General features: G+C 44.8%; 18 protein-coding genes and 1 riboswitch. Of the genes, 4 read left to right on the forward strand and 14 right to left on the reverse strand.

The window, feature by feature from the left end; translation table 11 throughout:
• Positions 1-180: 180 nt before the first annotated feature.
• A riboswitch (cobalamin riboswitch) is annotated at positions 181-379 on the reverse strand.
• 96 nt (positions 380-475) lie between these two features.
• Positions 476-1,345: a helix-turn-helix domain-containing protein gene (locus tag G588_RS0108540; RefSeq protein WP_022778318.1), complete on the forward strand. Its 870-nt coding sequence runs from the start codon at positions 476-478 to the stop codon at positions 1,343-1,345.
• Between the two features lie 15 nt (positions 1,346-1,360).
• Here the strand turns inward: G588_RS0108540 and G588_RS0108545 are convergent, their stop codons facing one another.
• From G588_RS0108545 to G588_RS0108585, 9 genes are all read right to left on the reverse strand, one after another.
• Positions 1,361-3,493 (reverse strand): glycosyl hydrolase 115 family protein, encoded by a 2,133-nt coding sequence (locus G588_RS0108545; RefSeq protein ID WP_022778319.1) that lies wholly within the window; start codon positions 3,491-3,493, stop codon positions 1,361-1,363.
• 33 nt (positions 3,494-3,526) lie between these two features.
• Positions 3,527-4,360 carry a YitT family protein gene (locus tag G588_RS0108550; RefSeq protein ID WP_022778320.1) on the reverse strand — a complete coding sequence of 278 codons (834 nt, stop codon included), beginning with the start codon at positions 4,358-4,360 and terminating at the stop codon, positions 3,527-3,529.
• Between the two features lie 109 nt (positions 4,361-4,469).
• Complete coding sequence (locus tag G588_RS0108555) at positions 4,470-5,420, reverse strand: DMT family transporter (RefSeq protein ID WP_022778321.1); 951 nt, start codon at positions 5,418-5,420, stop codon at positions 4,470-4,472.
• A 163-nt stretch (positions 5,421-5,583) separates the two neighbouring features.
• Positions 5,584-6,372 carry a hypothetical protein gene (locus tag G588_RS0108560; RefSeq protein ID WP_022778322.1) on the reverse strand — a complete coding sequence of 263 codons (789 nt, stop codon included), beginning with the start codon at positions 6,370-6,372 and terminating at the stop codon, positions 5,584-5,586.
• A 20-nt stretch (positions 6,373-6,392) separates the two neighbouring features.
• The gene (locus tag G588_RS0108565; RefSeq protein WP_022778323.1) at positions 6,393-6,953 is read right to left on the reverse strand and encodes a hypothetical protein; all 561 of its coding nucleotides are present in this window, start codon (positions 6,951-6,953) and stop codon (positions 6,393-6,395) included.
• Positions 6,954-6,956: 3 nt separating this feature from the next.
• Positions 6,957-8,048 carry a hypothetical protein gene (locus G588_RS0108570; protein ID WP_022778324.1) on the reverse strand — a complete coding sequence of 364 codons (1,092 nt, stop codon included), beginning with the start codon at positions 8,046-8,048 and terminating at the stop codon, positions 6,957-6,959.
• Positions 8,049-8,166: 118 nt separating this feature from the next.
• Positions 8,167-9,456, reverse strand: a complete 1,290-nt coding sequence (locus G588_RS0108575; RefSeq protein WP_022778325.1) for an alpha-amylase family glycosyl hydrolase — start codon at positions 9,454-9,456, stop codon at positions 8,167-8,169.
• A gap of 109 nt (positions 9,457-9,565) precedes the next feature.
• On the reverse strand, positions 9,566-11,158 hold the full coding sequence (locus G588_RS21480; protein ID WP_022778326.1) for an EAL domain-containing protein: 1,593 nt from the start codon (positions 11,156-11,158) through the stop codon (positions 9,566-9,568).
• A 118-nt stretch (positions 11,159-11,276) separates the two neighbouring features.
• On the reverse strand, positions 11,277-12,575 hold the full coding sequence (locus G588_RS0108585; protein WP_022778327.1) for an endo-1,4-beta-xylanase: 1,299 nt from the start codon (positions 12,573-12,575) through the stop codon (positions 11,277-11,279).
• Between the two features lie 208 nt (positions 12,576-12,783).
• Between G588_RS0108585 and G588_RS0108590 the strand changes: the two genes are divergently transcribed.
• Complete coding sequence (locus G588_RS0108590; RefSeq protein ID WP_022778328.1) at positions 12,784-13,446, forward strand: DUF3592 domain-containing protein; 663 nt, start codon at positions 12,784-12,786, stop codon at positions 13,444-13,446.
• A 6-nt stretch (positions 13,447-13,452) separates the two neighbouring features.
• On the opposite strand, the gene G588_RS0108595 is transcribed toward G588_RS0108590, so the two are convergent.
• From G588_RS0108595 to G588_RS0108615, 5 genes are all read right to left on the reverse strand, one after another.
• Positions 13,453-14,607 (reverse strand): glycosyl hydrolase family 8, encoded by a 1,155-nt coding sequence (locus G588_RS0108595; RefSeq protein ID WP_022778329.1) that lies wholly within the window; start codon positions 14,605-14,607, stop codon positions 13,453-13,455.
• A 100-nt stretch (positions 14,608-14,707) separates the two neighbouring features.
• Positions 14,708-16,702 carry a glycoside hydrolase family 31 protein gene (locus G588_RS0108600; RefSeq protein ID WP_022778330.1) on the reverse strand — a complete coding sequence of 665 codons (1,995 nt, stop codon included), beginning with the start codon at positions 16,700-16,702 and terminating at the stop codon, positions 14,708-14,710.
• Positions 16,703-16,824: 122 nt separating this feature from the next.
• On the reverse strand, positions 16,825-17,196 hold the full coding sequence (locus G588_RS0108605; protein WP_022778331.1) for a response regulator: 372 nt from the start codon (positions 17,194-17,196) through the stop codon (positions 16,825-16,827).
• Positions 17,197-17,351: 155 nt separating this feature from the next.
• Positions 17,352-18,197: a class B sortase gene (locus G588_RS0108610; RefSeq protein WP_022778332.1), complete on the reverse strand. Its 846-nt coding sequence runs from the start codon at positions 18,195-18,197 to the stop codon at positions 17,352-17,354.
• A gap of 35 nt (positions 18,198-18,232) precedes the next feature.
• On the reverse strand, positions 18,233-21,580 hold the full coding sequence (locus G588_RS0108615) for a hypothetical protein (RefSeq protein ID WP_022778333.1): 3,348 nt from the start codon (positions 21,578-21,580) through the stop codon (positions 18,233-18,235).
• A 443-nt stretch (positions 21,581-22,023) separates the two neighbouring features.
• Here G588_RS0108615 and G588_RS19685 point away from each other — a divergent pair, with 443 nt between their 5' ends.
• Positions 22,024-23,091: an ABC transporter substrate-binding protein gene (locus G588_RS19685; RefSeq protein ID WP_330361410.1), complete on the forward strand. Its 1,068-nt coding sequence runs from the start codon at positions 22,024-22,026 to the stop codon at positions 23,089-23,091.
• Positions 23,016-24,128, forward strand: coding sequence for a methyl-accepting chemotaxis protein (locus G588_RS21485; protein WP_155830770.1), 1,113 nt, complete (start codon positions 23,016-23,018; stop codon positions 24,126-24,128). Before G588_RS19685 ends, G588_RS21485 begins: the two co-directional genes overlap by 76 nt.
• Position 24,129 lies beyond the last annotated feature (1 nt).

Below are 24,129 nucleotides of genomic sequence, written 5' to 3' on the forward strand. Positions count from 1 at the left end.
GACCGGCAAATGAATTTGTATGCAAGCATCCATTCGCTTGCCGGTCTTGTGCTACAAAAAAAGCCTCCACCAAGATGGTGAAGACTTTTATGTGCACAAAATCAAAGCAAATGCGCCGATACGCTCATTTCGGGCATTTACCTACATAGCTTTGTACAGTCAATTCCTCGTGACTTGGTTTCCCATGTACGACGACAGGCAGGTCTCCCGGCTGATCGATATGACTACAGTCTCGCTTCTTTCGCCTTCCCGGACCACTCCAGTGACATAATGAAAAAAGCTCTCGAAACACGGTGACGAGATCGTGCGGGATTCTCACCCGCTTCCCTTTTCACTTGTGCAGCAAATGCCCACAAGCACCTTCCGTCTTATTCTGTTTTCTTGGGTTAATAATAACATAGTTTGAGGTATATGCAAGTTTTTGCTATTTGTAATTACCTACATGCTATACTTGTAATTATCAAAAGGAGCGCCCATGAAGCATATAGTTCTTCCTGAAAACCAACAATTTACATATTCCTACACCGGCAAATTTAAGGCCCTGTCCTCGGACTGGAAGCACGAGAAGTTCCCTCTTAGGGACTACGAGCTCATCATTATGACTGAGGGAGAGCTGTATCTTAGCTATTGCAGCGACAATTTCTGCGTAAAAAAAGGGGAATATCTGCTCCTTCCGCCCAGTAACGGCTATAGGATCGGCTACAAGGAGGCCTACTGCTCCTTCTACTGGATGCATTTTGGCGTACCCGTAACGGACCTTCCTCTTACAATCAACAGCACTGAGAAGATCGTTAAGGATTCCGGCTTCTCCCGCTCCTTCTGCATTCCGCAAAAGGGCGCTATTCCCATGCCCGAGAAGATCGTTGTTCAGATGAAGCAATTGCAGGACATTGTAAAAAACAATTATCCCACCGTATCATTAAATGCCATGGTGACCAGCATCGTCTGCGAGCTCTACGGTCAGCTCTTTTCCGACTCCATGACAAATGCCGACACTCTTGAGAAAAAGCAGATCTACAGGGATATAATCGATTATATTCAGAGAAACCTTCACCGAAACCTTAAGATCACGGAGATAGCAGAAGAATTTGGCTATAATGCCAAGTATCTGTCCCATCTATTTGCCGAAATAAGAGGCATTCCGCTGAAGCAGTATATTCTCAACCAGAAAATCGACGCCGCCAACTTCATGCTCACCGACAATGACAAGCCCATAACAGATATCGCCGCCGAGCTTGGTTTTTCCGATGTCCACAATTTTGCCCGCACCTACAAAAAACTCACCGGGCTTACACCCAGTGAGTATCGTAACGCCTTTGCCAAACGCATGTTATTTCATGTGTGAACGTTATAAAAAATATCAATATTTTTTATTTGCCTCATCCATCAGTTCCCACACTTCAAGATCCGTAAGATGTGCCTTGATCCTGAGTATCAGATGTACCTTGTCTCCGCCGGCCCCCTGCTGGAAATGCCTCTGCCACTTGTAAAAATGCGGGCCATCTCCCAGGACTCGCAGGTACGACATAAGGCTCTCCGCCACGTGATAGGACTGTCTTATGTCTGCTTCACAGTCGTTCTCATAGAAATTCTCCCAGATTCCATGCTCATGAGCACGCATATCCTGATAGCCCTCGTAAAAGGCCTTTCGTGCCAGCCCCGCTTCGTAGAAGGCGCTGAGGTAGTCTATAGTTCTGCCTTCACCGGTCTCTTCCAGGGCTCCAATAAAACTCTCGCCATTTGCGTCTTTGCTATCCGGATCAAGGCACTTAAGGAGCGCTCTACAAATGTGATAAGCTCCGAGATAGCTATAATACATATACTTCACCTGTATTATCAAGTTGTTCTCAAGCTGCTCCGCGATGTGAGCTGCCCCATCACTCTCAATGAATTCCTTTACCGCGAGGCACTTCTCCAGATACTCCTTGTATCCCCGAGCACCTTCCTCATACTTCGCAAGCAGCCATACAACCTGCTGCCGCAGCGTATCCGCCTCTATCAGCCAGTTAAGCTCCGGGGTCTTATCCGTATACTCCGGATCCTTCCTGTCGAAACCTGCAATAAACGCGCAGGCCAGTATTCTTGCTCCATGATTTGGGAACTGCTCTCCTGCGTGGTCATCCTCATGTTGGCCGTAGGAAATGGCATATTCAGGCCACTTTTTATACAACTCCGAAATCTCCGAGCAATACTCGAAACCATAATAGTCATCGCAGTAGCCATGCGTAAAAGCTTCAATATTGCCTGAATCAGTCTCACCCTTCCATATCCTTGATATCAGCTGGAGATAATAGGTATGGGGCTTAACATTGGAACAGTTGATGATCCAGAAATCATCTGCGCCTTTCTCGAACACCTGCGACAACTCCGAAGCCACAAACTCCGGCGAATTGGGCAGCATTGTCATCATGGCTGCCGCCTGCAGGTCATAGAAGCTTGCATGGTAATAAATTCCGTTGGCGCCGGCTCCATCATCTTTTTGGTCAGGAAGAGCATATACTCTTGGGTTGTGATTATTCTGCCTTCTGGAGACCATTTTGCCGAATCCGTTGTCTGCCCATATCTTGATAACGTCCTTTGGTATATCCATGTATCCGTCCCTGTACAGCTCCATAATCTCGCCGTAGAGATTCATACAGCAGACGGCCTCAGGGTCCTTTTTCCGGATCATATTGTACTGAACCAGCATAAGATCGCTCATGAGCTTGCCGCGGCTCTCCGGTGTATCATAGGCGGGATCGTCAATCCAGAAGGGCCTGTCACCCTGTCCTCTGAAGCCTATGTTCCATATGACCTTAAGCCCCTTCTGATCTTCTATAGCCTCTTCCCACAGCCCCTTGAACAGCTCGGGATACTTGTCGTAGGAAACCTCAAGCTCCGGATAAGCTCTCGCAAACATCCTCGCTCCCATGGGCTCTGCGTGATGATGGGTGATATATAACCCGTAGTCTCCCGCCAGCTTCTTGTATTTGTGGGCATTGAAGTCCGTCCCGGGGATTGTCATGTTACCGCCGCAGCGTAGAAGAGCCTCAAAGGCCATTCTCCAGGGCATCTCCGGATCCTTATCCCTGATCCAGCCGTCAAAGAGCACCTCGTCGTTAATAAACCAGCCGCGATATTTAACTTTAAAGGGCCTGGACTCATAGGTGAAATCCTCCGGCACAGGGTACCCTTCTTTTTTCGCAAAATTCTGCTCATTCCAGAACCAGAATTCCTTTACCCCAAGAAATATCTTACTCACATAAAAAAGGCCGTAAATCGCCCCAAAATCATCAGAAGCGCCTATCATAAGACGCTTAACTTCGTTCTCATTATGGACGCTTATACGGAAGCACTCTTTTTTTACCCCTGAATCCTGCAAAAGAGCAATATCAACGCCCTTTTTATCGGTTTCAAGGCAGGTACTCTCAATATCTCTTCTGACCGCTGCTGCGGCGAGCTGCACTGCCCCGCTGCAGTCATCTGTAATTACCGCTGAATTATATGTGATCATTGGACATTCTCTCCGTTCTTATGGTATCAAACGTTATCTCAAAATCTCATCAATTGTAGAAACCGTGCTGAAACTACCCGAATGTATGGAAATTATTTCCTTCATCATCGGCAGTTCAAAGTAGCTGATATAGCAGATAAGTGTATTGTTCTCTCCTGCAATGGCACCGCGGGAATCCATGATGGTACAGGTCTTATTCAGCTTCTCCTTGATATCTCTGATGATTCCGTCGGGATCCTGGGTTATTATGGTTACCTGCTTGATTGCTTCGAAGTGATCGGTATAGTGGTCGATAACAGCAGTAGCAACCACATATACCAGCAGACTAAATAGCGCCGCCGTTGCATCAATAACTGCAAAAACCGTGATATACACCAGCGCATTGAAGCCCAGCAGCATAGGCGTCAGACTGTAATTTCGCCCAGTCTTGTCTGAGAGCTTCTTAACCACAATATTAGCCAGTATCTCTGAGCCGTCGATGCATCCGCCATTTCTTAGGATCAGCGCCAGCCCCGCACCGAGAATTGCTCCTCCGAAGGCCACAGCCAGGAAGTGCTCCGTATTTAGTTCAAAGGGAATATTCTCAAAGAAATCAAGGCCAACCATATAGACTATTGAACCCACTGCGGCTTTGACAGTGAATTTTTTGCCCAAAAAGATATAACCCGCCACAATGAATGGCAGAAAGACGAACAACACGCACATTGACAATTGGAATCCCGTGAGCTTGCTGATAATAATGGCAACCCCGGCGGTTCCGTAATCTATCGCATCATTGGGAAGCAGTATCAGAGCAACGGAAAAGCTCGCCATGACCGCCCCAAGTATTATCAGAAAATATGACAAAATGCCCTGTTTCTTCTTCATACCACTTCTCCAAAAGTTATTTACGTCAACAATTGTATATTGGTTCTTATTCTTATTTTATCATTTACAACAAAAATGAGATATCCTCAAAACCATATAAGGAGAGGTCTTATTTCCTCTCCTTGATCTCAATATTTACAATCAATATGCCTGCTGCGACCAGTAATAGTGCCAGCATACCGGTAATTGAGAACGCTTCCTTGTTCTCTCCCAGGAATAATGCCGACAGCAGCACGCCCATAACAGGATTGATAAATCCAAACACCGAAACACGGCTCACCGGATTGTGCTTGAGCAGAACGCCCCACAGCGTATAGGCCCCCGCAGAAATAAATCCCATATAGATCAGGTTGTATGCGCATCCACTGCTCCAAAATACCAGCTGTCCGCCCATTGCAGCGCCGATAATATACAATACCAGACCTCCCAGCATGAACTGATATCCGCTCAGCACCACAGGATTCTCATGCTTTGAAAAAATCTTGATGCAGCAGGAAGAAAAAGCATAGAAAAGCGCTGCCATCAGCATTGCCCCTTCTCCCTGAAAGCTTATGCTTCCTCCACTTACCAAGGCCCTCACACCGCCAAGAATCAGCACAATTCCTGCAAATCCCACGATGCAGCCCACCAGCTTTTTTACCGTAAGCTTCTCCAGCCTGAAGATGTACACAGCAATAATGATCGCCAGGAAATTGCCTGAAGCATTGATTATAGAGCCCCTGACTCCGCTGATATAGGCCAGTGACATGAAAAAGAAGAAATACTGTCCTATAGTCTGCAAAAGAGATAGTATCCCAATATATTTCAAGGATTCCCTCTTCGGAATAAGAACCTTCCGGGAAATGACAGAGCCAAATGCTATCGTCATTATCCCCGCCAGCAGGAATCTTGCCCCGGCCAGCATAAGTCTCGACGCTGTATCCTCCGGCGGTATCCTGAACAGTTCATATGCTATTTTGATCGCCGGAGACGCACTTCCCCATAACACGCAGCAGAATAATGCTGTCAGAAATGTGATCGGAAGATACGACCACAGGCTGTTTTTTGATTTATTATCCATAAGATATCAAAATACCTCTTTCCATAGATTAGCTCTAAATAGTCCAAATGCCACGCAGGTTGTGAAAACATCCGATGCAAACTTTAGCTGCGATAACACCGTCAAGCCCCATAAATAACAGCCATGGGAACGATATCAACATCACGTTCCCATGGCTGCTTTTTTATTCTCTTACATATCCGCTTACATCTTCAATCTTCTTCAGCCAGTCTTTTACAGAATCATAATCGACTGCTCTGTCATTGATCTCTACTACATCACTTCTGACCACTATCTGATAAATAAGACTTCCCCACTTATCATAGGTCCAGATCATGTACAGAAACTCGTCCTTATTTGCAGTCTGCTCCGATGAAAATGCTGCACTGCTTACGCCGTCCTTAAGCTCTTCAACTTCTTTTTCCGTCAAGGTATACTCCACACCTTCATCGAAATTCGTCTCTGTATACTCCCTAAAATCAATCTTGGCTATACGATCTGTCACACTAAAATATCCTTCTCCGGGATTACGACTATAGTTCTCTGAGGTTTTAAGCCCGTATTTGTTCTCAAGCTTGTCAAAGAACTCATCTGCTGCTTCGTTATGCCACAGGTATTTGTCATCCATGTTAAGGTTATGAGAAGAGTCTACAGTGAAGGTATAAACTGCGTCTCCGCTCTCATTCCTGCAGACAATATTGTAGGATCCGCCTAGGCAATTTAATTGTCCACTCTGCCCATCTCTGAGTTCAAGTTCGGGAACTAACGACATGAAAACGGATAATTCATTCTTACCAAGCTCTATTTCCAGATCATCCTCATAATATCCCTTAACCGCATCCTCAATGACAACCGAACTTATCTGCTCTCTGTCAAAAAAGCTCTTCTCCGCCTCCTTTTTATCCTCACATGCAGTAAGCATCGCAAGTGCTGTTATCCCCGCCAGCACTGCTGCTACAAACTTTTTTCGCATTTTTCTCTCTCCTATTATTATCAGATTCTTACAAAAAGTCTTAATTTATAGCCCGTTTTATCCAGGAATGCCTTTTGTATTGCTTCCTTTTGGCCAAACATATAATTCACACGCTCATCTTCACTTTTCTTGGAAACAAAGCAGCCCTTCTCATCAAAGGAAGCATCACTTGCAAAGCCAAAGGCTATCTCATCATCCGCAACAAAACCGTCATCTCCCAGATCATAACGCATCAAAGTAAAATTTTTGCTATTGTTTCTGTCTGCCATCAGAACCTCGGGAATAAGAGAAACTGCCAGCGTTTTGGCCCGCTCCATGAGACTACTGTCAGCCTTGTTTTCCATGGCTGCGATCAGTTCTTTTTTAATATCATCCGGTATTTTATCGACCCGTACGATACTGCTAAGATAAAAATAATCGTAGCCTGTAACATCGGTTTTCTGATAAGCATCTTTCTCTTCTTCCTTTACTGTGGCTACGCCCGCTTCTTTCAAATGCCTTTCTGCTTCATCAAAAACTCCAAGGCCTTTTATATAATCAGTTATCAGATATTTGTAAAACTGTATAAGCTCTGTGTTCATTTATTATTTTCCCTTTACCGTATAATCATAATATGCGTAACTATAGCTGCATCCTTCTGCCGTAGGATCAAGGTAGTACTTCCTACCCCAGGAAGAAACTATCAGCATGCCATCCTCAGTAACTCCTGTAACAGTCATGGCGTGACCACCTTCAACATACTTGGTATTCCCCTTTTCATCAATGAGAGTAAAGTGATCTGCACGCATAATTACAGAACCGTCATCATAATCATGGAAGTTTTCGGGTGTAATTTCGATCGAGTTATCAATATTACATTTTATTCCCTTATCCTTCAAATACAATTCCGCTCTATACTTTCTGGAGCCTTCCGTTGTTCCCCATCCATCTGTCGCTGAAGCATCTTCGGAAGGATTTACCTCATCACTGTCGAAAATCCAGAATCCATCGTGAAGATTATGGTTATCTGTAGCAGCGTACAGGTCAGTAACAAGCATATTATAATTAAGTTCTCCGGTATCCGGGTTAACCATAGGGAATCCGAATTTCTTTTCGAATAGCTCTTCCTTGCCTTCGAATTCTTTAAAAATACTATTGGCGATTGCTACGTATCCGCAGCCCTCGTCATTAAGCTTTTTCAAATAATCCTTGATCTCATCATCAGTCATTTCAGGATAATATTTCCTTACTATGTCATATAATGCATCTCTCTCATCTCCGGTAGCACTCTTTGGACCGGCCTGTTTACCGCCATACCAACCGTTGTCATCAAACGGCGTATTAGGAGCCGGGCTGGATTCTCCACTACCTGAATCTCCTCCTGCTGCAGATGAATTTTCGCCATTTGTATAATCTGAGCTTTTCGCCATTTTCCCCAAGATACCCTCTTCGGTCTTGGAATAGGTATCGCAGATAACCCCAAGTGCGGTACCAAGCTTCCCCATAGCCACGCTGCAGACCAGAACGTTGTCTATGCAGCTCTGAAGTGCGGCATCGATGGATCCCGATGACCGTGTCTCCATAGGAAGATCATTCCTTACCTGTTCAATCTGCGCACTCAGATTCTTGAGCTCTGCCTGGGCGTTCTCAAAAGTGGACACGTTGCTCTTGCAACTTGTCGGATTAATGTAAAACATATTTTTCCTCTCCCAATACTTTCTTTTATATGTTAGAAATACATCTTTTTATATCATACTTTGGACTATAAGTGTTGATTTTCTGACGAATGACACTTGAAATCGGACGAATGACACTTTAGGATATATCAATTATCACCGGCTCGCCCTTGAGACTGACATAGCCGTGCATTATCTCCACGGTGCTGCCGTCTATAAGATTCTCATAGCATCCGTCCTGAGCATGAATAGGGATTATTCCCGGCTCACCCTTGAAAGAGAAGATACCGATGATCTTTTTGCCGCCCCTGCTATGAATAGCCTTCAGAACGTTATCCTCGTAGGTCTTGGTCCTGTAGGTGCTGTCTGTAAAGAGCTCATCCTGCTTGATTTCATACAGGCGCCTCATAAGGTCCCCAAGATCAATGTTTTCCTTGGCTTTCCAATCTACTTCGTCCTTGTCAAAAAGGCTTGGCAGATGGCTCACACCCTTTTCCTGTCCCGCGTAAATAAGAGTCATACCCTTCTGGAAATACAAAAAGGCAGTGGCATTTCTAAGTGCCCTCTCATCCGGGAAAAGAAAACGTGCCCTCGGCTGGTCATGATTCTCCAAAAAACGGAGCTTTACATAGTTATCGGGATAAATATACTCCTGTCTGTTTATCGCCTCTGAATAAGCCTGTAAAGGCCCTTTTCCGGCGGCATATTCTGTCATCTTCTCATAGATGTCATAGTCGTAGAGAATATCGAAGGCCTGATACATCTCACAGTCAGACTGGGCTGTCAGCCCCATATCTCTCATCGTCATGATAAATCCCGGATCCACCGACTCGCTGAGCCAGATGCAGCCGGGTCTTACCTCCTCAACCTCTTTTCTTGCCCTGCTCCAGAAATCTATAGGAACCAGCGGCGCCACATCGCAGCGGAAGCCGTCAACTATCTCTGCCCACATCTTAAGTGTCTCAATCTGATAAGCCCAGAGTCCCTCATTGGCATAGTCCAGGTCTATGATATCTGTCCAGTCACCAACTCTGTTTCCAAAGGAGCCGTCAGCCTTGTGGTAGAACCACTCAGGATGCTCCTTGGCAAGGACAGAATCAGGAGACGTGTGATTGTAGACCACATCAATGATGCACTTCATCCCCTGCTCATGTATGGCCTCCACAATGGCCTTAAAATCGTCCATTGTGCCATATTCCGGATTGATCTTCCTGTAATCGCTTATTGCATAGGGAGACCCCAGACTCCCCTTCCTGGCCTTTTTGCCGATTGGATGGATCGGAGCAAACCACACAATATCAACTCCAAGGTCATGAATCCTTGGAAGCTCCGGTGTGATAGCCTTGAAAGTGCCTTCCTTGCTGAAGTTTCGGACAAAAATCTGGTACATTACTTTGTTTCTGAGTTCTTTACCGGTTTCTCTCGACATAGTTTTCTCCCTTACTTCTGGGCGGTTGTGAGTCAATGGGGACGGTTCTTTCTGACTCGCTTCGTGAGTCAGAGAGAACCGTCCCCATTGACTCACAACCGCCCCCTTACTACTGCAGCGGAGTCGCCGACCCGTACGCCCGCACCGGCACTCCATTTTCGTCAAATTCCGTCGTATATTTCACCTTGAACATTATCCTCGCAGCCGTCAATGGCATTACCGCCTCAAGGCTGCCGATTCCCGCAGCCAGCTGCCTGTGCCACTCCCTGTACATTTCCGCATAATCCGGCTGGAACAGACCGCTCTCTATCACCGGCTCGGGATAATTCCTGATAAGTGGCGGGAGCCCCAGATCACGCATACACCTAAAGCACGGCCGCATCTCCTTCGTGGCGATCGTATATTCCCAGGCATAGGTATTGGTATGCTCACTGGCAAATGCGAATTTACGCTCGCTCTCATACAGATCCCTATAGCTCTTTTTCTCTGCCGTAATATTGCTGATTATTGAATAAATAAGGTATTCATCCCCGGCATTTCCGATTACCCTAAGGTGATATCTGATACACATCCTGTCAGTGCCGCAGCAATCAGAGGTAAGCGTCATCCATACCTCACAGGTCTCCTCTTCGGCGCTGTCAATTGCCTTTTTAATCGTATCTATGAATAGCTTTTTACCGTCAGTTTCAAAGTATTTCCAAGGGTTGGATTCAATGAAATCCCTCTCGGATATATTCATTCCGATCTCTTCGATGTACTTCCTGTTAACTCTGATAAACTCAAGCCTTCCCTCATTATAGGAAAAAACAGCGGCTCCTCCGACGAAATTGTTGAAGATCAGCGTCTCCAATGAATTCGGATCCCAGAAATTGTCCGCATTAAAGGTCTTGAGAAGGTCAATGGGACTCTTGGTTGGTTCATGGTGAGCAAGACTCATTTTTTCCAGGAATTCCTCCTCCGGAAGCGGCTTGGAGTACAGATAGCCCTGAATATAATAACATCCGATGCTTTTCATAAAATCCGCCTGTTCAATGGTTTCCACGCCCTCAACGATAATAGGCGTCCGTAGCCATTTTGCCATCTGAACGACGCTCCTTATGATTATTCCGCCGCGGCCGCTCACATTACCGTTCAGGAAATTCAGATCAAGCTTAATAATATCCACGTCCAGATCCTTAAGGATATTGAGCGAGGAATACCCGCTGCCAAAATCGTCCATCTCAACAATATATCCCAGCTCATGGAATCTGCCGATCACAGAGGACATCAGCTCCATTCCGCCTATGGCGGAGGTCTCTGTTATCTCTACCCTGAGGTACTTCACGGGAATATCGTATTTTTTTCTGATATTTTCAACATCTTCAACATACTCATGCTTGAAGATATCGTTTCTTGACATGTTAAAAGAAATGGGAATAACGGGAATGTCATCGTCGATACACTGCCTCAGAAACCGGCAGGTCATCTCAACCATTTGAATATCTGCGAAATACAGAAGATCATTCTCCTCCAGCACCGGGATAAAGTCAGAAGGATACTGCATACCGGCCTCAGGATCCACCCATCTCATAAGGGCCTCTGCACCTGTCATTCTGCCGGTGGAATGATTGAACTGGGGCTGATAATACGCAAAAATATGGCCAAGTTTAATGGCATCATCAAAAGAAACCAGCAGTTCCTCTGTAGTCATACGTCTTTGCATACGGTACCTCCTGTATCCAATGTACCAATGAAAGCAGTTCTGCTCCTCCCGTATGATTAATAATACCATAGAAACCGCTGATTTCTTATCGATGATTTATTAAATTATTATCAAAATATTAGTTCGCGTGTTCTTCCATTACAGCCTTGATCTTGTAGTAGGAAGGCTTGGGTTCATAGTTTCTGTCGAAGATACGGGTGTTGGTTGTATCCTCCTTGCGGTAATGATCCACAAGACCAAATAAGGTAACATTTGTTATGTTTGCAGGGCCGCCGTTATCTGAATCCATCTCATATATCATCTCGAAGATTTCCTCGTATTTGTTGGCCTGCTTCTCGAACCACTCATCATTTTCCTTATCAACACCAACGGACAGCTCCGTGATCTGAATCTCCAGGTCGAGACTTGCGAATTTCTCCATAGCAGTCTTGATCTCTGAGATCTCGGGATAATCAATTCCCCAATAACCCTGCATTCCGATGCCGTCTATAAGGCCTTTTTCCTTAAGTGAGGAGCACAGTGTATAGATGCCCTCTGTCTTTGGAACCTGGAAGGTGTTGTAATCGTTGTAAAAGAGCTTAACATCGCTGTCTGCATATTTTCTTGCATAGGTAAATGCCAGCTCCACGTAGTCGGGACCAATAGTCTCATACCAGGGATTGGCCTGGTCTCCGCAGGTGGTTCTGCACTTGAAATCACTGTTCGGATCAGCGCTCTCGGGATCAACTGCCTCATTTACAACGTCCCAGCAGTAGATAACTCCCGGATAATTCTCCTGAACATGGGTAAGAAGCTGCTGAATGTAGCTCTCCATACGCTTACTCATTGTTTCCTTGTCAACGTACTCTCCGTCGTCCTTATAACCCTCTCTGAAGAACCACTCCGGTGCCTGTGTATGCCATACAAGTGTATGACCTCTCATCTTCATACCTGTCTCCTGACACCACTCAAGTGTGGGATCGATGGAGTAAAAATTAAGCGCGGGGCTTCCGTCGCCGTTTAACAGGCTCTCCTGTGAGCCGAACTGATCAAGAATATAGCAGCTCTTCATGAGGTTAGTCATGGTGCAGCTGTTAAAATGCTTAAGTGATAATTCCTTGTAGGAAGGTATATTCAGTGTCTGATTCTCCACCGTACTTCCGTTAATACCAACTCCAAGGGTAAAATAGTCCTTGCACAGGTCCTTAAGAGCCACTCCGTCGTCCACGGGCTCTTCCTGAACATCCTCTGTAGCCTCAGTAGCTGTGCTGTCTGCAGTTGCTTCCCCCGATGCCTCTGCCTCTAAGCTCTCGCTGGCGCCTGCCTCGCTCACAAGTACATCTGTTCCTTCGGTACTGGCTATACTTCCTGCCTCCTGCCCGCATCCTGCCAGCAGAGCCAGAGCAACAATACCTGCCAAAATTCCTTTCCTTCTCATAAATGCCTCCGATTATATAGTCTTTAATTCAGCCAAAAAATCAGCTATCCATTACTATATTTGAACCTAAGCAGTCTGACTACTCATTCATTGTGTTTTTTTGCCATTATGTTGCTATACACATGCTTTTTTCTCCATTTCCCATCGTTTCAAACAGGCAATAATGATATATTATAAAAGTAGTGCTTTTTTGCGGAGGATCCCTTTAATGGATAACGATAAAATAATGGCGCTTCTGCCCTGGCTGTGTGCCTCGGCCGTTGTTTATATAATGTTCTTTTTTATAAAAAAGGATCTGGAGAACAAGCTCAGCATGGCCGGGACAGGCTATGTGGTGTCTGACATCTCCCAGACCCTTAGAATTTTGATGTTCGCAAGATTTCTCATCAGATTGTTCACCGCAGTTTTCATCCTGATCACCGGCATCCTTCTGATCGACACTACCCGGTGGCTAAGGATCAGTTGGGATATTATTTGCCTTGGCCTTGCCCTGTGCCTTCAAGGCCACCTTTTTCTTACAAACAAAAAAGATCCACTGGCAGACTTCGTCAAGACCGCATCAGGTGTAGTCTCCGGAGCCAAGGCTGACACAAGCTACCAGTCCCTTCCCCACGCCAGCCCTAAGTACAGAAATATCATCACCTATACCATAGGCGGCGTTACCTACAACCATTACTGCGACGTAGTCTCTCACTCTGACAATCTTCTCCAGGTGGGAACCCGCGTCGTTGTTCATTACAATACCTACAATCCCAAGGATATTTATCTGAATGATGAGCTCAAAAAAACTCCCCAAGGACTATGGGCCCTCCTTCCGGTGGGCGTTGTCATAGTCATTGTGGGAGTTGTAATGGCTGCTATAGCTATGTAATTATCTTCACCAGATTCTGTAATTGCCTGACAGAGCCAGCATCGCAAAAAGGTACAGGCAGTTGTCATAATATCTGCGAACGCCCTTTCTGAGAGGCTGATCCCAGAACCACTCTACCCAGCGTTTTGCTACTGCAAAATCACTCTCAGGGTCCTCACTGTAAGGCACAGTCAGTGCCCCCTGGGCCATTGTAGCCATAAGACCAACAGGATGAAGCACCGTCTTATCAATCGGTGTTCCGTCAATGGCATATACGCATCTGACAGCTTCAATATTGGTTCCAAAGAACTTCATCATCTTAAGCGGCACACCTATCTGGCCCTTGTCCTCACCGAACCACTCCGCATCCAGCCCGATATTGGCTGCTGTTCTGTAGGCGTCGCTGAAGAAATTTCCGAAGAATCCCCAGGGAAGTTCCTTATCCATCGGAGTTCCGTCAAAATTAGCATATTCGGCATTGAGACCGGTCTTAGGATGGCAGCAACCTGCCAAATATTCTCTGCTGACCTTCGCTGCCCTTTTGAAGAACTCTCTGTCCTTCTCATCAGCCCACAGTGCAAACAGCTCGTAGAAATGGGGCAGATGATAAGAAGGATCCGTAAAATCCATACCCGGAACAAAGAGAATCTGTCCGTTCTCCCTGTTAAACATAGGGCATCCTTTTCTGCCGTCTTCTCCCTTGTGTACCATGGCCTCCAGGATTTCTCTGGCCTGTCTGCTATACTCAAATATTCCCTCGCCGTCGCCCCATCTGTGGGATGCGAAGAATAGAGCCATAGCAAAGAACTCTTCTCCGTCGGGAGCAGGTCCGTCGGCATTCTTTTTGCCGGTAGTCTCGCAGGACCAGGCAAAATAGCCCTCATTGTCCCCTTCTGTCATGAACATATAGGTCTTGGCCCACTTCCAGATGCGGTCGAACTGCTCCTTCATATCAAGCTGAACGCACATCATCATTCCATATGACATTCCCTCTGTTCTGGCATCGTTGTTGCCGGTATCTGTGAGATACCCCATGTCCTCTCCGGCGTCATGATAGATACGCTCTTCTTCGTCCCAAAAGAATGTATCCACCACATCTTTTAGCCTCTTCTCTATCTCTGCATCGATCTTGCCGATCTCTTTAAAAACATTTCTGTAGGTTTTTGTCTCAAATGCTGCCATTTTCTTTGTTTCCAGCCTCTCTAATCTACGGTCACAGAGCCTTACTGCAACTGACCTGTATTAGTAATTGCTATATATGTCACATATGTTATATATCTTTTCAAATCTTCTTAAATACAGGGATTGACTCAATCGGAGCCTTGGCGCTTATCACCGCGCCGCCCTCATATACCTTGCCGTCACGAATATCCTCCCACTTGCCCTCAGGAAGATATACCTCTCTCTCGAAACAGTTAAGCTCAAGGATAGGCGCAACGAGGTATTTGTCGCCGAACATATACTCATCATAGATATTCCAGCACTTCTCATCCTCCGGGAACTCATAGAACAGGGCTCTGAGAAGAGGTGCTCCGTTTCTGGAAGTCTCCTCATACAAGGTCTTGATGTAAGGAATGAGTTCATGACGAAGAGCCAGCTGATCCTTCATGATCTTGAAATTGTCCTCTCCGTAGCTCCAGAGCTCGTTGGGCTGACCTGTATGAAGATATCCGCCGCCGAAGGTCCTGTCATCAAGAGTAGGGATATTGTAAGGTCCCCTGTCACCGTGAATACGAAGAACCGGTGAAAATACCGCAAATTCAAACCATCTGATAAGGAGCTGCCTGAAATCCGGGTCATTCACGTCATCTGTCATAAATCCGCCGATATCCGTTGTCCACCATGGAATTCCCGCAAGTCCCATATTAATGCCTGCAGCCAGCTGATCCTTAAGAGCTTCGAAGGTACTCGGAACATCTCCTGACCACACCACATTTCCGTATTTCTGGCTTCCTGCCCAGCAGCAGCGAAGAAGATTCACGATCGGCTCCTTCGTAAGCTTCTTCATGTTCTCGTAAAAGAGCTTGCTGTAATACTGAGGATAAATATTGCTGCACTCTAATCCGGGACCCAGATAATATCTGATATTGTCAAAATCATATACCGCAAGATCCGGCTCCGAATTATCCAGCCAGAACATATCTATTCCGAGGTCATAGTAATTCTTTTTGCAAACATCCCATACATACTGCCTTGTCTCAGGATTGGTCGCATCCAGAACCGTACAATCGCCCTCAAAGTCATAATTCTGCAGGGTTCCTCTCTCATTTTTGAGTAAAAGACCCTTTTCCAGCATCTCATAGAAATGCTCGCTCCTCTTATCAACCGTAGGCCACACAGATACCATGACCTTGATTCCCATGCCGTGAAGCTCATCGCACATAGCCTTGGGATCCGGCCAGTATTTCTCATCGAACTTCCAATCGCCCTGAACCGTCCAGTGGAAAAAGTCGATTACGATACAATCGATCTTAACTCCCAGCTCCTTGGCCTTACGAGCAACCGACAATACTTCTTCCTGGGTCCTGTAACGGAGCTTGCACTGCCACAGTCCCATGAGATCCTCAGGCATCTGAGGTGCTCTTCCCGTTACCCCGGTGTAATTCTCAATAATTCCTGCAGGAGCGTCAGATACAGTGATCCAATAGTCCATCTCCTTGGTGGCCTCAGCTATCCACTCGGTGTAATTATTTCCAAAAGTAACTCGTCCAACAGCCGGATTATTCCACAAAAATCCGTATCCGAGACTTGATACCGCAAAAGGAACACTGATCTGTGAATTTCTCTGCTCCAGATTAAGAACGCAGCCCTTAAGATCTGTGTATGGATGCTGATACTGTCCCATTCCGAAGATCTTCTCGCCGTCGTTACTCTCAAACTTCACGCTGAAGCGGTAATCTCCGCCGTTATGTGCCCTGTACTCTCTGTTCACATACTTAAGGCAGCGGCTCTCCCTGGATATAGTTCCACCGTAGGATCTGAAGTATTCTCTCAAAAAGAGCTTGTCATCCCTGTAAAAAGAGATAACTCCGGCGCTGTTAACCGTAGCCTTGATCCTTCCGTTTACTATCTCGGAGCAGATTCCGTTCTCATCCTCTCCTGTCTTAATAACCGGAGCAGGCTTATCTGCGTCCTCTGTAAGAGCCCAGTCTCTTCCTGTAAACTCGGGATACATGGTACTTCTTACTCTGAAGGAATCCTTCCCCCAGGTCTCGATCCTTAAGGTTTCACCCTGTCTTTTTGCTATAAGCGCATTATTTACCTGTGTAAAAAGCATAAAAATAACCCCCTCTCTGACATTCTTTTAAAAAGCATACCACAGCGGAGGTTAATAATTATAGTCATATTGTGCTATTTTTCTCTTATATTTGGCTCTATTTTGCCCTAAATCATCTTAGGCTATTCATCCTCGCCAAATACCTTTGTAACGGCTTTAAGGACGTCTGTAGCCGTAAATGGCTTAATGATAAAATCCTTGGCTCCCCTCTTAAGAGCCATCATGATCATATTGTCGTATTTCTGGTCAGAGCACATGATCACATTGGCCTTGGGATTGACTTCCATTATCTCGCTAAGGGTGTCGATTCCGTTCTTTTTGGGCATATTGATATCAAGAATTACAAGATCAGGGTCCTTTTCCTTGAACTGTGCAACAGCCTGCTCGCCGTTAAGAGCCTCTCCGATTATCTGATATTTCTCCGGATCCAGCGCATTTTTGAGCATCTCTCTCATAAAAGTTGTATCGTCAACGATAAGTATCTTCTTTCTCATAAGATTCTCCTTGGAAGTCGCTACACATGGCAAAAACGTCTGTACAATAATTCTACATCTTCCCAAATAAATTAACAAATAATTGTTTATTAAATTACAATTAATTGAACACAGCATAAAACTGCTCACTTTCGTAAGCAGTTTTATTTTAGATATTATAGATCGTGCTCATCTGCCCTGACAGCGCAGATTACAAGGCGGCTGTCGTCAGAAGCTGACGTGCATGTCGACAGGGTGACAATGTTGTCATTTTCACTGTACAGGTCTGTCTTGATGTAGGATTTGTTCAATATATGCTTAACAGCTCCGCCGAAATCATCGGGGTTAGGTCCATAAGCATAATAGATCTGATCGTTATCCTTAACATCAGCATAGGCAAAGATCTGATATCTGTATACCTTGCCCTGTGTAAAGATCTGGAAGTACTGATGATCCTGGTAGTAATTCTTATCAGTCTTGTAATAACGGAGCTTACCAAACATTGAGAGATCTCTCATGTTGTGACCGTAGATAAGAACATTAGGATCACTAAAATCAGGTGTAGACTCTCCGTCCAGGAATATGGAACCTGCGGTGGAAGCCTTCCCGTCATAAGTCTTTCTCAAATAAGTGATATTATCTCCTGAATACAGGATCGGATAGCTGATACTCTCATTTTCGAAGTACAGCCAGCCGATAATATCTGAATTTCTGGCTTCAAGTCCTGTCAGATCTACGCTGATCTCATTCCACCAGCCAAGCTCCTGGGTCTCTGTATCAGACTCCTTGGCTTCGGGAATTATTGTATCTATGGCTTCGACCTTTCTCTTAGCCTCCTCATTTATCGAAACAAACTCTTCATTTGTCTCATTGTAGAGGCTCTTGGACTTGTTGTATTCCTGCAATGTAACAAATATTACTCCGGCAGCTACTGCCACCATAATTGCTCCGGTAGCAAACAGCAGATGATATCTGTATTCTTTGATCTTCTTTCCGATGAACTTAAATACAGTTGAGACCACCAGAACGAAAATTATGAAGTAACGTTCAATCTTGCTTATCTTTTTTTTTTGAAGTCGCCTCTTTTAAACCTTTTAAGCTCGAATGCTGAAAAGCCAATAAGTGCAACGCCTGCCAGCAGAACGATCACCCATACCCATACTACAGGGAGGTTATCACCTGTCTGAGGAGCTCTTGCTCCCAGTGCATCGGGATCACTGCTACTGCTTGAGCTTGAAGCGGTACCGGTTCTTGAAGTCTTAACAACAGCATCTGTTGCTGTGTAGATAAGAGTAAAGTGTGAGAAATACTGTGAGTAGATATATACTCTGCCGTTGGTCTTATCTACATAATAAGTTCCGTCCTTAGGTGCGCTTGAAGCTCTGGCGGATAACTTATCGAACTTCTTGATCTGTCCGTTGTGCTCACGAATGATATTTATTGTCTTGGAAGCATTGGATGTTCCGATGTAGCAAGCTACGTCAATTGATGCTCCAAGGTCGCTTACATCCTCATCAACTTCAACAGTATCACCGTTCTTTACAGTTCTGTGAACGGTAATGTTAAGGCTGTCTGTTGTTACAACTGACTCATCGCCATACTCTGCGATTGCATTAAGTTCCACAGAGTTAAGTGTTGACTTGGAAATAGGCTTAACATTAAGTGTATAAGTTGTTGTCTTACCGGCTTCTTTCTTGGATGTAGCATAAGAAGAAAGCGCTGATGATGAAACATTTGATACCCCGGAAGTTACATTGTCAGGATTACTAAAGTTAACACTTGAGGTTGCCTTACCGGTTGTTGAGGAAGAACTTGATGATGATGTGATCTTCCAAGTGTATGATTTGGTTCCGGTAAAGTTATCGATACCCTTAAGGTATACGGTATATGTGCCAGCTTTAGTAGCACTGACTGTTGACTTGCTGGTATCTACCTCGAAATCAACATCTGACTCAAGCGCATCTGAGAAGCCTGATAATTTGATGGTCTCAGGTGTCTCATGTGTAATAGCACTACCTGTGTAGGAGTAAGATGTCTTTGTTCCGGAAGGAATTGTAGCATTGGCAATTGATGCTTTATTGATCTTCCATGACTTGGTAACGGTGCCTTCATAGTTACCTTTACCTGTTACGGTTAATTCATAATCATCTGCATCAGTTTCCTCATCTCCGGAAACAGTATAATCTATATTCTCCTCGAGCGTAACTTTATCAACTGTAACTGTTACTTTTGGTCCCTGATCTTTTCCGTTGTAAGTAAATGATGTTTTATTTAACTTAACGGATGAATCGGTGATCTTTGTTTTGGAATCAACGATTTCGTAGGTAATCTCATTAGTTGCTATTGAGTCGGGTGAATATACGGTAATATTCGATCCGCTTCCTGTATTGATTGAGCCTATTTTGTAATACGATATTACGGAGTATTTTCCGATCTCAGTCGGTACTCCCTCAGTGCTGTTAGCGCTTACCTGTGCAACAACTGCGCCGGTAGAGTCTTTATAAATAGAATAGAAACTAGCACCTTTCGCAATCATATTTGAGCTGGCACTGGCTACTACAGTTGCATAGTATGAGGTTCCTTTGGAAATAGTAAAGCTTGTATCGTATGTTGCTGAACCTGCTTTTACCCTCTGCCTTATCTTACCAACAATATAATACTTAGCAGTATGTACATTTTGAGCACTAACAATATTGTAATTAGGATCTGTACCCTCGATGCTACATGTTATGTCATATGTACCTGCCTTAGTCTTGTCAGGCTCGGTTACATATTTTACTGTAACTCCTTTGAGCTGATCAGTATGAACATTAGTAAAATATTTAGCATCATCTGTATTAATGCATTCAATCTTATAGGAAGGAGTCTGTAAATTCTCAGTGATAACACTCGCTTTGTTATCTGCCACAAGTTTTACTTCAACAGGTTTAATAGTCCACTTACCTGTTGCCTGAACAAGATCTGCACTTGCTCCCTTGAATGTTACTCTGAATAAATATTCACCTACATCCTTCTGTGATATTTCTTCAACATCGTACTCGTCTGCCGGTATCACAGTTGAAGTAGACTTCTTTGTAACAGTTACATCTGCCTTTGCCAATGTCTGAAGCGTATTATGATATACGTATTTATCAGCTACAGTTATTTCTACTTCTTCAGTAGCAGGGTCTGCTGATAACTTAATCTTAAAAGTGTATTCCTTTGGTGTGGTAGGAGTAGTAGTATCACCTGTCGTTGTTACTTTTTCCTTAAGCTTAACAGTTACTATCTTCTCCTCATTAAATTCCTTCAACACGTGGATACCATATTCACCGTTGGTAGCATCCTCCACAAGGGTCTCACCTGATTTTATATACTTCTTAATTTCGAATAATTCTGAAGTGCCTTCAGGAGCGGTAACCTCTGAAACTTCAACCTTAGTCAAATCTTCATCTGCGATTATTGGAGTAGAACCGCCTGATGTCATTGCTGCTTTCAAAATGTCAATGATAAGCTTGGTTTCATTAGCCTTAGAGATATATGAATACTCTCCCTCAGGAGCAACTTCATCTACGCCGGGCTCTTCCTCAGCTTCAGCTTCCTCAGCCTCAAACTCTGCATCGCCATCTTCAAACTCATCATTCTCAAGTAATTCTAATTCTTCATACTCAGGCTCATCACTAACTCTGACTTCGCCAAGTACCTCTCCGCCGATTATATCAACAGTAATATTAGGAAGTGTCGCATCAGTTACATAGCAGGAAGGAATCTCAGGAACATATACATATCTAAGCCACTGCTCATCAGCCTTAAACTCTGCTCTGTCGCTGAGCTCTTCACTAAGAGACCATTCAACTCCTGTAATTGTAATATCCTCGGAATCAGCTGCATAAGCAGTTGTTGAGAAGCTGTCGAATACATTTTTGAAGAGGCCGCCGATGATACGTGCTACGATGTTCTCTTCCTCAACAGTGATTTCTTCTTCCTGTGAATCCTCTGCGGGAGTCTCCTCTTCGATAACTTCAACGGGAACTTCGTTTAATTCCGCATTATTATCAGAACTCTCTGATCCGTTGTCCTCACTGCTGTCATCCTGTGAGTCCTCAGGTGTCTCAGAAACCTCTTCATCAACTTCGTCTATGATGTTGTCTTCCTTAATGGATTTGGTTGCCCTAAGAGTATTAGGTAGAACGATGTCTGCCTCAGAAGCTCCTACCTCAAGCTGCTGGTATGCAACTTCCTCTGCAAGATCTTCAAAACCTGCTATCTCAATGGGGTCTATCTCTGCCTGATCTGACACGGCCATGGATGTGAAGTCGGCGCCTGTCAGAGCTACAGATGCAGCTACCGCAAGGGCCAGGCCCCTCTTAAAATGCGCAGTAACAGCGCTCTTATTTACATTTTTGGAATTACAAAACTTTTTCATGATTGCATACTACTCCCTATAAATATATACAGTGATTATAAACCTATATTCGTATTTATAGAAGAATAATTTTTATAAAAAGCGAATATTTTTCCCTTAGCAAAGCCTATAAATAAATCTTCAAAGTCCTATAAAATATAGAAATTTCATGGTTTTTTTATGTCTTACGGTCATTTTTCTTGTCATAATATATGTGTAATATTAATTATTTTTTATCACTATTGTATTCATTATTGCTTTATCCCAAAATATTTCAGGAAAGAAGGATTTCTATTGTGAGAAAAAGAATACTTTTATCCATTTTTTTAGTCATAACTTTAGCGGCTTCATCAATCAGCTGCGGAAAAAATTCATCACAGAGCCAGGAAAATGAATCGCAATCTCAGGTCGCATCGCTGAAACTCCTAAATATTAAATCTGAAGTTAACACGTAGCTTCAAGCTCTGGCAGATCGCTACCAAAAGGAAACAGGTGTTACAGTTGAGATTATCCCTGTAGCCGCCGGAGTAGACGCTCAGGCAACTTTGAAGGGCTATTATCTCTCAGACCAGATGCCTGATATCATCGCCTGCGAAGCCTCAGGTTTTTCCAACTGGGAAGGGCTTCTCATGGACATGTCCGATCAGGGATGGGCATCCAAGACAGATGCGGCCTACGTTGACAGCACCTACGGAACTCTTGGTTTTCCCTATACCACTGAGGCCATCGGCCTTGCTTACAACGCCGATATTCTTGAGAAATGCGGAATAGATCCTAAGAGCATCACAGGTCCCTCTTCAATGGAGGACGCCTTCAAAAAAATTGATTCTCAGAAATCATCTCTTGGACTTACCGCTGTGGTAGGCTACTGCGCTGAGCCTGAAAATCTAGGCTGGTCCAGTGGTAATCACCTTATGGGCGCATATTTCGATTCCGGCCTATCCAGAACCGACACAAAATATATCGACCAGTTAAATAATGAAGTTAAGCTGGATGAAAACAGATTTCTTGGTTATGCGAATATGATCGGCCTCTTCATAGATTACTCTGATCCCGCTCTATTGGTTAACGGAACCTATGGCGACCAGGTTCACAATTTCGCTGCAGGTAAATACGCATTTATCACACAAGGATCCTGGATCGGTGCAACTCTTGTAGGCGACGAAGCCTCCTCCTATGCAGCTGCCGGTAATTTCAAAGTCGGTATGATTCCCTACGCCTTTGAGGAAGGCCAGGACACTATTTTAACCAGCGCGCCTTCCTGGTGGGCTGTTCCTAAGGAAGGTCAGGCGGACGCAGCAATGGCGTTCCTTCAGTGGTGCGCTGAGGACTCAGCTCAACAGGTAATGGTTGAAGAAGCCGGATTTATCAGTCCCTTCAAGGATTGTAAATATGTGGCTTCAGATCCTTTTGCAAGCACGATCTCGGAATATATTTCCGCAGGTAAGACCTCCAGGTGGCAAGAGATGCTATTTCCACAGATATCGCCACTCTTAACAGCGATTTTGCAGACTACGACGATGAAGAGATAACTGCGCAGTTATCTGAGATCTCAGCACAGTATTCCAGATTGTCGACCCTTATAGACTCTGCGATTGCAAAATGCGACGCAGGAGACCAGGCTTCTGCCTACAATATACTTTTTAACAAAGCAGAAATCCAGAAGGTGGCTATTTTCCACTCTGCCAAGGCTATAGATAAGGCAATTTCAGCCTCCGCAAATAAAACAACCACTGCGATGCAGGCCAATCTTGCATCCGGCAATATAACTGCTCTTGCCGGAACCGTATCCACAATCAATGACAGGGTTGAAGACGTCAAATCCGCTGCACAGGAGATCACAGATCAGGCCCAGAGCGGTACAGAGACCGCAATATCAATCAAGCAGGAAGCAATTGAACTGAAACAGCGCGTAACCGCCAAAAAAGCGGAGGCAGGCGATCAGGTATCACAGCTCTCCGCAGTTCTTTCCCAGTCCGTACAGGATTCCGGTAAGGTCAGCCAGATCGGTGAACTCACCAACCAGATCCTTGATATAGCCCAGCGCACCAATCTCCTTGCTCTCAATGCCTCCATAGAGGCCGCAAGAGCAGGCGAAGCAGGCAAAGGTTTCGCAGTAGTAGCCACCGAGATCAGTGCTCTTGCTGAAAACAGCCGCTCAACCGCCTCAAATATCCAGGTAATCAGCACCGAAGTAACGGAAGCCGTTAACAGTCTTGCTCAGAACGCCCGGTCAGCTCTTGATTATATCAATGGAACCGTCCTTGGCGATTATGACGAATTCGTTACCACCGGTGAAAAATACGAGCATACAGCAGATATAATGGATGAAATGCTTGAAAGCTTTGATAAAAAGGCCCAGAACCTCAATAATATCATGGAGGAAATGGTAGAATCCGTTCAGATGATCACCACATCAATAAAAGAAAGCTCCATCGCCATTACCTCTTCTGCTGAAAATTCAGCGGAGATCGTAGGCGGTATTAAGAAGATATCCCAGGCAATCGTCAAGAATAATGAGATCACCGAACAGTTAAGTGATACAACTCAGAGATTCAAGGGACTATAAA

Source organism: Butyrivibrio sp. AE3009 (assembly GCF_000420845.1).
Lineage (GTDB): Bacteria > Bacillota > Clostridia > Lachnospirales > Lachnospiraceae > Butyrivibrio.